Origin of the sequence: Flavobacterium sp. LHD-80 (assembly GCF_030929605.1) — a bacterium.
In the GTDB taxonomy this organism is placed as follows: domain Bacteria; phylum Bacteroidota; class Bacteroidia; order Flavobacteriales; family Flavobacteriaceae; genus Flavobacterium.
Genome location: NZ_JAVFVS010000004.1, coordinates 698700 through 712236, shown reverse-complemented (window position 1 = coordinate 712236; position 13537 = coordinate 698700). Strand labels below are relative to the sequence as shown.

The 13537-nt window shown below is 33.3% G+C and carries 5 protein-coding genes; 2 read left to right on the top strand and 3 right to left on the bottom strand.

The window, feature by feature from the left end; genetic code table 11:
- Positions 1 to 10 precede the first annotated feature (10 nt).
- The gene (locus RB619_RS07580; protein WP_308095972.1) at positions 11 to 3121 is read right to left on the bottom strand and encodes a TonB-dependent receptor; all 3111 of its coding nucleotides are present in this window, start codon (positions 3119 to 3121) and stop codon (positions 11 to 13) included.
- A 345-nt stretch (positions 3122 to 3466) separates the two neighbouring features.
- On the opposite strand from RB619_RS07580, the gene RB619_RS07575 reads away from it, so the two are divergent.
- Entirely contained in the window at positions 3467 to 6337 is a 2871-nt protein-coding gene (locus RB619_RS07575; RefSeq protein ID WP_308095970.1) for a triple tyrosine motif-containing protein, read from the top strand.
- Between the two features lie 37 nt (positions 6338 to 6374).
- Here the strand turns inward: RB619_RS07575 and murF are convergent, their stop codons facing one another.
- A complete protein-coding gene (gene murF, locus RB619_RS07570; protein WP_308095968.1) occupies positions 6375 to 7661 on the bottom strand; it encodes a UDP-N-acetylmuramoyl-tripeptide--D-alanyl-D-alanine ligase in 1287 nt (428 codons plus the stop codon).
- A 115-nt stretch (positions 7662 to 7776) separates the two neighbouring features.
- Entirely contained in the window at positions 7777 to 9462 is a 1686-nt protein-coding gene (gene gldJ / locus RB619_RS07565; RefSeq protein WP_308095965.1) for a gliding motility lipoprotein GldJ, read from the bottom strand.
- A gap of 212 nt (positions 9463 to 9674) precedes the next feature.
- Between gldJ and porU the strand changes: the two genes are divergently transcribed.
- Positions 9675 to 13511, top strand: a complete 3837-nt coding sequence (gene porU, locus RB619_RS07560; protein WP_308095963.1) for a type IX secretion system sortase PorU — start codon at positions 9675 to 9677, stop codon at positions 13509 to 13511.
- Positions 13512 to 13537 lie beyond the last annotated feature (26 nt).

Sequence of the window (13537 nt, the reverse complement as noted above, 5' to 3'; positions counted from 1 at the left end):
CTTTAATTTTTTAAAATTGAATGTTTGCACCAAACAAAATAGATCTCGCTTGTGGATAAACTCCTTTATCTACACCATAAACTTGACCTCCAATTTCTGGGTCATATCCTGTATATTTAGTGAATGTGATTAAGTTTTCTCCTGTTAAGTAAAAACGAACTTTATCTGCACCAATTTTAGATGATATTGTACTTGGCATTGTGTATCCAAGCTGAACGATTTTTAAGCGTAAGTAATTACCATTTTCTAAATAAAAATCAGACATGTTAGTGAAGTTTTTATTTGGATCGTTATTACTTAATCTTGGATAATCATTTGAAGTTCCTTCACCAACCCAACGCTCTAAAGCTTTTGTCTGGTAGTTTGCATTCAAGATATCAAGTCTTCTTAACCCTTGGAAAATTTTGCTTCCAGCAGATCCTTGAGTAAAGGCCATGAAATCAAAGTTTTTGTAATCTAAGTTTACTGTAAGACCAAAAGTATATTTAGGCAAGTTAGTTCCTAAAAATTGTTTGTCATCATCAGAAATAGCTCCATCACCATTTGAATCTACCCAACGGAAATCTCCAGGCTTAGCATTTGGCTGGATTAAACCTCCTGATGCATTTTTGTAAGCTGCAACTTCTCCTTCGTTTTGAAAGATTCCTGCAGTTTTGTATCCATAAAATTCATTGAAAGAATGTCCAACTTGAGTTCTTGTAACAGGTCCCATAGACTGGAAACTAGCATCTCCAACAATGTAATTTGTAGATGAACCTACATAAGTGATTTCGTTTTTCAAGTAAGCAACGTTACCGTTAACTCCTAAGTTAAAATCACCAAGTCTTTTCTTGTAACCTAATTCAATCTCAAAACCGCTGTTGTCCATATCTGCAATATTAGCAGAAGGTGCATCAACAACTCCAACATAACCAGGAATAACAACGTTTCTTAAAATTCCTGAAGTAGTTTTTTTGTAGTAATCTACAGCAAGTGTGAAATCATTGAATAGTTTTGCATCAAGACCAACTGTTGTTTGTGCAGTTTCTTCCCATCCTAAATCAGCATTTGGCAAAGTAGAGTTACCGTAACCTGTTGTGATATTACCATTATTTCCTACTGCATAGTTATAACCTCCAACAACTAAAGCTCTGTATTTGAAATCATCGATGTTATCGTTACCAACAACTCCGTAACCTCCACGTAATTTTAATGTATTAACTACATTGTTTTCTTTCCAGAATCCTTCTTTCGAAATAACCCATCCTAAAGAGAATGAAGGGAAAACTCCGAATTTTTTGTTTTCACCAAAACGAGTTGATCCATCACGACGAACGATCCCTGTGAAAAGATATTTCTCTTGAAAATCGTAGTTAGCACGTAAGAACAATGAAGCTAATTTGTGCTCTGTTTTATCGCTAGTAGATGTTGATCTATCTGTTTGTGGAATATCGAAGTTCCAAGAAGCATCTTTATAGCTAGTGATTGGAAGTCCAAACATTGTAGTATTAACAGTAGTACCAATGTTTTCTACATAAGCACCTTGTCCAGCTAATACATTTACAGTATGATCACCAAATTTATTAGAGTAAGTTAAAATGTTTTCAAGAGTCCAAGCAAATGATTTCTCATTGTTCTGATTGTAATTGTTTCTATCAGCTTTAACGTTTGGATTTAAGAAGAAAACAGGAGTAAATGCTTGACTTCCCCAGTAAGCTAATTTACCACCAAGAGTAGTTCTGAATTTCAAGTGTGATGTAATGTTAGCCTCTAAGTAAGCATTTCCAACAAAATCATCAGACCAGTTGTAACCACCTAATCTTGTTTGAGTATAAGCTAATGGATTACTCATCTCTTGCTGAACTAAAGTAGAAATTCCGTAAGGATTTCCATTTGCGTCTCTAACAACATTTGGATTAGTATAAAAACCTGTGTTAGTGATAGCAGGATCTGTTTCAACTAATGGAGTAATAGGATCTAAGTTGATTGCAGAACTTAAAGGTCCTCCAAACTCACTATTTGTATTTCCAAGTGAAGCCGATTTTTGGTGTGTATATCCAAAAGTTTGACCAAAAGTAAAGTACTCAGAAATTTTGTGAGTTGAGTTTAAACGGAAATTTTTCTTTGTGTAGTTAGAAATATCCGTTGTAACAATACCTTCTTGATCTTGGATTCCGAAAGAAGCATAGAAAGTAGATTTTTCACCACCACCGCTGAAGCTTAATTCGTGCGTGTATCTGAAAGCTGAATCATTAAAGATTGCATCTTGCCAATCTGTTCCTTTACCTAAAGAATTTGGATTAGCATATTTAACAGGACCTCCGTCTGCTAAAGATTTTTCATTCATAATTGCTCCATACTGTGTAGCATTAAGCAAATTCAATTTTTTAGCTGGTCCAGAAATACCTGCAAAACCATTGTAGTTTACAGAAATTTTACCAGATTTACCTTTTTTAGTAGTAACTAAGATAACCCCAGTCGCAGCACGAGTACCGTAGATAGCAGCTGAAGCAGCATCTTTAAGAACCTCGATAGACTCGATATCACTTTGATTGATGAAACCAATTGCACCAGCATCTACTGCAATACCATCAATAACCCATAGAGGATCATTTCCACCTTCTCTAAAAGTAGTTATACCTCTAATACGTACCTTCGAAGCTGAACCAGGCTGTCCAGAAGTAGATGCAACAGAAACCCCTGCTACTCTACCTTGTAAAGACTGCTCAACACGCCCGTTTGGTACTTTCTCTAAATCTGCAGCTTTAACGCTAGAAATTGCTCCAGTAACTACTGATTTCTTTTGAGTACCGTATCCAACAACCACAACCTCATTTAATGACTGTGATTCTGGTTTTAATTGAAATGTAATTTTTGTTCTTCCGTTTACAGCTTCGCTAATTGTGCTGTAACCAATAAAAGTAACTGTCAAAACACCATTTGACGGTACTTGAATTTGGAATTTTCCGTCAAAGTCTGATGCAGTAGACTTTTTTGTACCTTTTAATACTACAGTTGCACCAGGAACTGGCATTCCACTTTCATCGTTTATTATTCCGTTTACCGTGACATCCTGAGCCACAGCTATAACCGAGAATAACAGAGATGAAATACAAAAAATAAGTAATTTTGTTAATTTCATTTTTCTAAAAATTTTGGTTAATTAATTAGTAATTTGATGCAATAATAATGTTATTTTTTTACTATCAACAAGTAAATTTCACTACAAAAACACATCAACTCAATTTTTTATACATTACAAAAACACATCATTTTTTTTTCAAATATTTGACTTACAGTAATTTAAAATTAAAAATTAAGATGTTATCGAAATGTTAATTATAAAAATAAACACTACAGTTGTATAAGATTGCTTATTTTTATCAATAAAATAGCTTTCTACAACGAGATAGTAGCGAGATTTACTTTATAAAACACTACAGACAAGGCATTTAACGCTCAAAATTTAAAAATTCTGAAAATTTTTATGAAATTGACAAAATCATATTTTATTATTACTTTTTTTACATTATTCACAATCAGTTTTTTTGGCCAAGTTAAAAACATTGGACTTCCTGATGTAAGAAATTACAAACGAAATGAATATAAAGGAGGAACTCAAAACTGGAATATTGGACAAGACAAGAACGGAAACCTTTATTTTGCGAACAATAATGGTCTTTTACAGTTTGATGGTTCTTCGTGGAGAAAATATCCGCTTCCGAATTTAACTTCTGTACGTTGCTTGAAAATTGCCAATGACGGAAAAATATTTGTGGGTGGTTATAATGAGTTTGGATACTTTAAACCAAACGAAAAAGGAAGATTGCAATACACATCATTATCAAAGCAGGTTGATAAAAACAAAATCAAAATAATCGACTTTATCTGGAAGATTCATTCTTTTGGAAATCAGACGATTTTTCAGTCTTTTGCGAGAGCCTATATCTTTAAAAACAACAAACTGACTATTCTAAAAGCACCTAAACGATTTCAGTTTTCATTTGTGGTAAACAATAAGCTTTATTTTCAGGACATTGAAAAAGGAATATTAGAATATAAAAACGGAAAACTTTACAGCTTACCAAATACAACAAGCTTTAACAATACTGAGATTTGGGCAATGTACAGCCTGACAAAAGATAAAATCTTAGTAATAACTCTTGAAAAAGGCTTATTTATTTATGAAAACAACACTGTAAAACCATGGAACACCGAAGCTAATAACTTTGTAAAAAAGAACAATTCATTAGGAGGCGTTACAATTAACAATAGCTTCATTGTTTTAAATTCGGTTTTGGACGGAATAGCAATTTGTGATTATAACGGAAAAATTATCCAGCATTTAAATCGAAAGAAAGGCCTGCAAAACAATACGGTTTTAACTTCTTTTATTGATAACAAAAACAATCTTTGGCTTGGTCTTGACAACGGTATCGCATTCGTAAATGAAGGTTCTCCGTTTACTTATTTCGGTTTCAGTTATGACATTAGTACTGTTTATGCCTCAGTTATACATCAAGGCAATCTATATGTTGCAACAAACCAAGGAGTTTTTTATCATGCATGGAACAACAGTTTTAAAGAAGATACTTTTAAACTTGTTGAAGGAACAACAGCTCAGTCTTGGAATGTTCAGGTAATAGACAACCAATTGATTTGTTCAAACAACCGTGGAGCATTAGTGATTTCAGGAGGAAAAGTAACTAATACGATCGATTCTAAAGGATATTTCGGCTTTAAGAGCATTCCAAATCATCCTGGCTTTTTTATTGGCTCCAATTATGATGGTTTTGCCATTTTTCAAAAAACAGCAAACGGTTTAGTACATAAAAATCAAGTTATCGGATTTGATAAATCTTCAAACAGCTTTGAGCTTGATGATTCTTTTTTATGGCTTAAAAAAGACGAATCCATATACCGAATGTCACTTAGTAGCGATTTAACTCGATTTTCTTCTATTAAAAAAATTGATCAGCTTACATCCCAATATAAAAACATTGGAAGTATTCAAAAAATTGATAATCAATTATACTTTCAGACAAACAATCATTTTCATAAATATTCTAAAGAACAAGATTTATTTTATGAAGACAAAAACATGTCTAAATTGTTCAAAAACATTCCTGTTATTAATAGCTTAACCCAAGATTCTCAATCTAATTTATGGTATGCTTTTGATGAGTCTCTAGGTGTTTTAATGAAAAAGAACAACTATTATACTAATATTGTTGCGCCATTTTCAAATTTGACTGGTAATTTAGTTAGCAGTTATTTATCGGTTAACACCATTGATTCAAACAATATTTTCATTGGATTAACAGACGGATTAGCACATTATGACCCTGAATTGCTTAATAATTTTGTTACCAAACCAAAAGCCTTTATTCGAAGTTTTTCATTTCCCGGCGACACCATTATCTTAGGAAACAATCAGAACAAAATTGAAAATATCCGAATTCCATATTCATCAAACCATGTTCGTTTTACATTTTCATCGCCTACTTATGAAAATTTGGAGAATGTCGAGTTCTCATATCAATTAGAGCCTTTTGACGACAAATGGAGCAATTGGTCAACTATTTCTATAAAAGAATATACCAACCTTCGCGAAGGCGAATACACTATGAAAGTTAAGGTAAGAAACAGTTACGGAATTCAATCTGAGCCGTCGACAATATCTTTTACCGTTTCTCCACCATGGTACCGACATTTCTTAGCGTTAATGATTTACTTTATTTTAATAATAATTGCTATTTATGTGATTTCTGATAGAATTAAAATGAAGATCAGAAAAAACAAATACTACGAAACGATCGAACAAAGAAGATTGTATCTTGAAAAAGAATCCAGAATTAGACAAGAACAATACGATCTTGAAAAAGAAATTGAAAAGCTGAAGAATGATAAGCTTCAAATTAAAATCTTAGCAAAAGATAAAGAACTAGTTAACAACTCTTTACAAGTTGTAAAGAAAAATAAAATTTTAAACGGAATTATTCACAAGTTAAAAGAGATTGACGTTGAAGCACTTGATGATTCAACGAAGTTTCAAGTCAGCAAGCTGAATAAAAGTATTGTGAAAGAAGTAAATACAGATAAAAGCTGGAAAGATCTGGAAAAACACATCAAGAACGTGCATTTCGAATTCTTAAAACGACTAAAAGAGAAATATCCAACTATTTCACCACGTGAACTTGATTTATCGACTTATTTATTAATGAATATGTCGACAAAAGAAATTGCAGAAATCATGAATATATCAACCGGTGGAGTTGAGTTAGCCCGATACCGTCTGAGAAAAAAACTCGGACTGAATAAAAAAGAAAATTTAATCGGATTCTTGATGAGTATTTAAATAAAAAAAGCCATTCGTTGTTGCGAATGGCTTTTTTTTATGAAATATACTCCAATGTTCGTTCCAAAGCCATTCCTCTAGAACCTTTTATTAGAATTGTATTATTATCAAAATGAAGCGTTTTTAAATAATTAGAAAAATCATCAAATGTTTCAAAAAACTGAAGTTTATCGTTCGAAATTTTATTCTCATAAAACATCTTTCCTATCAAATAACAAACTGATTCCGTTTGACTTGACAACGATTCTACAATGATTTTATGCTCTTGTGGGCTTTCTGCTCCTAATTCAAACATATCGCCCAGAATCATTATTTTATTCTGATTGTCCAATTGTAAAAAATTAGCAATTGCAACCGCCATACTGCTTGGATTGGCATTATAAGCGTCTAAAATAATTTGATTGGAACCTTTTTTCAGTAATTGTGATCTGTTATTCGCTGGAATATAATTCTCAATTGCTTCTTTAACTGCTTCATCAGCCACTTTAAAATAGTGACCAATAGAAACTGCCGCGTTTATGTTATTTGAATTATACAAACCAATTAAATGCGATTCAACACTGAAATTATCATAATCGATTACTACAAAAGGATTTGCCTCGATTTTTTTGATATTTAAATCAGCCACTTTATTATTCAGTCCAAAAGTAAATGATTTTATTCCAGCCGATTTTTCAATCTGAATTGGATCATCAAGATTCACAAAAGCAGTTTTATTATTTTTTGCCAAATACTGGTACATTTCACTTTTTCCTTGAATTACACCTTCTACTCCACCAAAACCTTCTAAATGCGCTTTTCCAAAATTGGTAATATACCCATAATTTGGCTGCGCAATTTCACATAAAAATTCAATTTCTTTTTTATGATTTGCACCCATTTCTACGATTCCAACTTCCGTTTCTTTAGTAAATGAAAGCAAAGTCAAAGGAACACCAATATGGTTGTTCAAATTCCCAACTGTAGCCTTTGTTTTGTATTTCTTAGAAAGAACAACATTAATAAGTTCTTTTGTGGTTGTTTTTCCGTTACTTCCTGTCAATGCTACTATTGGCAATTTCAAATAAGCTCTGTGAAATTTAGCCAGCTCTTGCAGTGTCTCCAAACTGTTTTGAACCAAAATAGTTCTTTCATCAATAAAGTATGATTCATTGTCAATAACAACAAACAATGCGCCCAACTTTAATGCTTCTTCAGCAAAAGTATTAGCATCAAAATTTTCTCCTTTAATAGCAAAAAACATAGAATCCTTTTCAATTTTTCTAGTATCAATTGAAAGCGATTTACATTGCAGAAACAGATTATGAATGTCTTGAATATTCATTTATATTTTTTTTAATAGATGATAAAAGTAGAAAAAAAACAATAAAAAAATTCCAAATTCCAGACTGAATATCAGCTTTGGAATTTGGAATTTTTTATATTGGAATTTCTAAATCTTAATTCCTTGGTGATTTTCTTTTTTCAGATTTAGATCCTACTCTTGACATTGCACATCTGAAACCAATGTAATCAGTTGCCATATCTTGAGGGAAATATCTTCTTTGAGCTGGGTCTAACCAGTAAGCTCTGTCTCTCCAAGAACCTCCTTTGTAAACTCTTACTTTATCATCAATCAAAGTAGTACGTTTACTAGAGTTGTCATACTTTCTGATCATTTTTCCTAAACTGTCAGTTGTAACGTTATGTTTAGGTGAGTTGTACATTGCTTGATCAGCTTTAGGTCCAGACTCTGAATCACCGAAGTCAAAATATCTAGAAGATTGTTTATCACCATCTCTATAGTTGATATTATTACTTGTGCTAAAGTTTTGTCTTAAATAAGTTTCTTGTTCGTCAACAGGAACCTGAGCAATTTCTCCCGGAAGATTTCTTGCTACAATTTTACCGTTGCTTAAAGTATCATACTTAATATTAGAAGTTGAAACGATTTCGATTTTACCATCTTTGCCAATTTTGTTTTTAGCATAAAGGTTACCTCTAAAGTAGTTGAAGTCGTTTGCTTCGTTATCAATAATAGGTCTGTAAACATCAGCTACCCATTCTGCAACGTTACCAGCCATATCATACAATCCAAAATCGTTTGCTCCGTAGCTTTTTACTTTATTAGTGATATCAGCTCCGTCATCAGACCAACCTGCAATTCCACCGTAATCACCGTTTCCTTGTTTAAAGTTAGCCAATTGATCACCTCTGTTTTTACGTTTTGATGAACGAGTATAATCTCCAGACCAAGGGTATTTCTTTTGTCCTTTGTAAATGTTGTATTCTCTTTGTCCAACATCTGCAGCAGCAGCATATTCCCATTCAGCCTCAGTAGGAAGTCTGTATTCTGGCAAAATAACTCCTGAAGAACGTTGTGCGTACACATTTTTCTCTTCTGGAACTACTCCGTCTTTTCCTGCTTTTGGTCTTCTTCCGCTAGGGTTTTTCTTTAATACAATTTCTTCATTTCCACCGTAAGTTGTAGATGGAGAAGCTAAATAAGCCTCAGTATTAAATAAACTTTCAGCGCTTACATCTTGTGTTTTAGCACCTTTTTTGATGTATCCGTCTTTTTCTAAAACAGCTTCGTTTACACGGTCTGTTCTCCATTTACTGAATTCAACAGCCTGAATCCAATTTACACCAACTACAGGATACTCAGCATAAGAAGGATGTCTTAAATAGTTATTAGTCATCGTTTCGTTATATCCTAAACGATTTCTCCATACTAATGTATCAGGAGATGCTCCCTCGTAAATGTTTTTGTAATTTTCTTCTGTTGGAGGGAAAACTTTTTTCAACCACTCAAGGTATTCTAAGTACATACCGTTCGTAACTTCGGTTTCATCCATATAGAATGACTGAACGTGTTGTTGAGTTGGTGTGTTATTCCAATCGTGCATAACATCATCCTGTACTTTACCCATAGTAAATGTACCTCCTTCAACAAAAACCAAACCAGGACCAGCCTGTTGTTTTTTCCCTGCATTTCTAGCAGCCGTTCCATTCTGACTATCTACATCCCATCCTGTCGCTCGAGAAGCGTGAGAGGAACTCGATTTTTTGCTACAACTAGCCGTGCCCAACATCAATACCATTGACATCATTAATTGCAAGACTACAATTTTGTTTACTTTCATACTCATTCTTAGGTGATAAATTTAGGTGTTGCAATATAATAATTAACATTTAATTAGCAACATCTGTTCTAATAATTTTATTTAGCTGTTTTTTACCAGAAAATAACCTATAGTTACGAACGCAAAAATATACTTTTTATTATTACTATAACATTAAATACTATATTTTTACTTACTAAAATATTTTACAAATAATTTCGTTTTCTCAACCTATGAAACAAGCCCTAATTTTATATTTTTTTTTAATTCCGATTCTTGGTTTTTCCCAGATAAATGGGAGCTTAACGATAGATTGGCAAGGCAAAAAAGAAATGAGTTTTGGCGATTTCAAAACTACGATTCCTTATTTTTCAGGAAACAGCTTTCGGTATGATACTACTAAAAAAAGCATAACATTACTCCTCAATTTAACCGAATCGAGCTACGCAGCGAACTCTTCAATTCAATTGTCGAATATTATTTACGAAGCAATTTCAGTTAATGATCTTGGCGATTTAACTCCAGAAAACATCCCCGAAAAACCAAATGAAACGTTAAAAACGACTTCATCAAGAGATCAAAAGCAAATTTTTCTTTCACTTTCACCAATTATTCGAGAAGGAAATGGTTTTAAACGAATAAGGTCTTTTTCGTATTTTTCAAACGGAACATCATCAAAAAACAACAGTACTTTTTCTTCTCAAAAAACAAGTGTTATTTCTAATTCTGTTTTAGCTTCAGGTGATTGGTATCGTTTTTACGTTGAAAAATCAGGCGTTTACAAAATATCAAAATCATTTTTGCAGAGTCTGGGGCTTGATGCAAGTAAAACAGATCCTAGACGAATTAAAATTTATGGAAATGGAGGGCGAATGTTGCCTCTGTCTAACAACACTTTGTATCCAAATGATTTAACTGAAAACGCTATTCAGATCATTGGAGAAACAGACGGAATCTTCAACAACGAAGATTATATTCTTTTTTATGCTGAAGGAGTTGAGAACTGGAATACCGAAAGCCAGACCAATCTTAACTTATTTGACTCAAAATCATATTATTATATTACAAGTGCTGGTGGCGACGGAAAACGAATTTCAAACTTAGGCCAGCCTTCTGGCAATGCAACTTTAGAACTAAACACGTTTGATGACTATCAATACCACGAAATTGACCAAACCAATATTGCACATTTAGGACGCCAATGGTTTGGAGAATCATTTGATATAAATCAAGAACAGGAATTTACTTTTGCATTCCCAAATCTAGACACCTCCGTTCCAGCCAAAATAGAAGTTGTTGCCGCTTCTGCAGCCTTTACCCCTACTTCATTTGCTGTAAGCGCAAACGGGCAAAGTATTGGAACCATCAATTTCAACACACTCGTTTCCAGTTCAGATATTAAATTCTACACCGGTAAATTAGCCGCAAACACAACTTTCACAGGTTCTGAAAGCGTAAAAATAAAACTTACCTATAATAATAACGGTGTACCGGGATCAAGAGGGTACCTCGATTACATCAATATAATTGCAAAAAGAAAACTGCTAGGAAACGGAAAACAATTTAAGTTTCAATATGATTTAGCCGGATCTACACCAGGAATTGTAAATTACACAATTGGAAACGCTACGGGAATATCTCAAATTTGGGACATTACCGACATATATAATGTATCTAAAGTTGAAAATTCAAATCAGGCAAGTTTTAGCCTCAAGGCATCGCTTGGTGAAATTAGAAAATATATAGCCATTGATGCTTCTGATTACTTTACACCTTTAAAAGAAAGCCAATCAAAAGTTACTAATCAAAATTTAAAAGGAACGCTTTTCAAAAATGCTCAAAACAGCTTTCAGGATATTGATTACGTAATTGTTTCTCCGAAATCTTTAGTTTCTCAAGCTGAAAAATTAGCAGCTTTTCACCGAAGTTATTCTAATTTAAATGTAAAAGTGATTTCTTTAGAAAATATCTATCAGGAATTTTCATCAGGAAAACAAGACATTTCTGCCATCAGAAACTGCATCAGATATATTTATGAAAACGCATCGTCGCCTGACAAAAGAATCAAATATGTAAATTTATTTGGAGACGCATCATACGATTATAAAGATAGAATTTCCAACAATACCAATATTGTACCTATATATCATTCCTTAATAAGTAATACGACAGGCGAAGCTTCGTTTGCATCTGATGATTTTTACGGATTAATGGATGCTGAAGAAGGAAACGTGACTAATTTTTTTGGTGGAATTGATATTGCAACTGGCCGAATGCTTGTTTCTGACAATGCGCAGGCTAACGAAATGGTAAATAAAGTTTTAGAATATCACGACACAAAATCATACGGAAACTGGAGGAATAATTTTGTTTTAGTAAGTGATGATTCTGATCAAAGTTCTGATGCAACGCTTCAATCGCGCCAAAATGCATTAGCAGATGTTATCGCAACTCAAAAACCTTTTTTCAATATTGACAAAATCATTTTAGACTCTTATACCCAAGAAGCTTCGGCAGGAGGATCGAGATACCCAAAAGCCCGAACTGATTTATTTAATGCTTTCGAAAAAGGTGCTCTAGTTTTCAATTATTTAGGGCACGGCGGGGAAGACGGATTGGCAAGTGAAAGAATTTGGGAGAAATCAGACGGACAAAATCTTAACAATCAATACAAATATCCTTTATTCATAACTATTACCTGCGAATTTTCAAGATTTGACGATCCAACTAGGCCAACTGCTGGAGAATATACCTATTGGAACCCAAAAGGAGGCGCGATTTCAATGCTGACGACAATTCGTTCTATAGGTCAGTTTAATGCAGAAAATTTCAATGATAGCTTAAGCAAAAATTTATTTTCTTACGGATCAAATCAATACACAACTATCGCTGAAGCGCTTCGAATTTCAAAAAACGAAAACCCGAGCTCGTCGAGCAACGTCATTTTTTATATTGGAGATCCAGCAATAATGCTTGCAATTCCAAAACCACGAATTAATTTAACAAAAATAAACGATATTGTGATTTCTCAGGCAATTCCTGATTTTAAGTCACTTTCAAAAATTAAGATTTCTGGCGAAATCACCGATGAAAACAACACACTTTTAAGCAATTACAACGGCGAACTCGCAACCGCAATTTTCGACAAACTAATTACAGCATCCACTTTAAACAACGATGGCTTCAGCCCATCTATGTCATTTAAAACTTTAGGAGAAACAATTTTTAGAGGCAATGCTACTGTCACAAACGGTCAATTTGAATTTAGCTTTGTTGTCCCTAGGGACATTCGAATCAATGTCGATTATGGCCGAATTAGTTTTTATTCAAAGAAAAACCAAACCTTAGAAAATCAATCTGGCTATAATACCACTATTAAAATAGGAGGAATAAATGAAAATGCACCTCAGGACAATATTAGTCCAAAAGTGAAGTTATATATGAACGATGAAACATTCGTTTCGGGTGGTATTACAAATGATTCTCCTTTTCTTTTAGCGTTTCTTGAAGACGAAAACGGAATCAACACAGCGAGTGGAATTGGGCATGATATAGTGGCAATATTAGATGGAGATGTTAGTAACCCCTACATTTTGAATGATTATTATCAAACAAAATTAGACGATTATACTAATGGCAATTTACGCTTTCCGCTTCGAAATTTAAAAGCAGGATTGCACACGATAAGCTTTACAGCATGGGATGTTTACAACAATCCCGTTACAAGTGAAATACAATTTATTGTTGTTGGAGATGAATCATTATCTTTAACCCACGTTCTTAATTACCCGAATCCATTTTCAACCTACACACAATTTTGGTTTTCGCACAACAGACCTTATGAACCACTGGAAGTTCAGGTACAAGTTATGACTATTACAGGAAAAGTAGTCTGGACGAAAAACCAAATTATTACAACTGAAGGGTTTCTGTCAAGAGAAATAACTTGGGACGGAAAAGACGATTATGGTGATCGGATAGGTAAAGGAGTTTATATTTACAAACTGACTGTCAAATCAAATTTGACAAACAAAAAAGCAGAAAAATACGAAAAGCTTGTCATTTTATAATAATATATATATTTGTACCACAAAAT

What these genes read in the sequence shown, in the direction of transcription:
- RB619_RS07580 (WP_308095972.1), bottom strand. Translation starts at nt 3,121, where the DNA reads ATGAAATTAACAAAATTACTTATTTTTTGTATTTCATCTCTGTTATTC.
- RB619_RS07575 (WP_308095970.1), top strand. Translation starts at nt 3,467, where the DNA reads ATGAAATTGACAAAATCATATTTTATTATTACTTTTTTTACATTATTC.
- murF (WP_308095968.1), bottom strand. Translation starts at nt 7,661, where the DNA reads ATGAATATTCAAGACATTCATAATCTGTTTCTGCAATGTAAATCGCTT.
- gldJ (WP_308095965.1), bottom strand. Translation starts at nt 9,462, where the DNA reads ATGAAAGTAAACAAAATTGTAGTCTTGCAATTAATGATGTCAATGGTA.
- porU (WP_308095963.1), top strand. Translation starts at nt 9,675, where the DNA reads ATGAAACAAGCCCTAATTTTATATTTTTTTTTAATTCCGATTCTTGGT.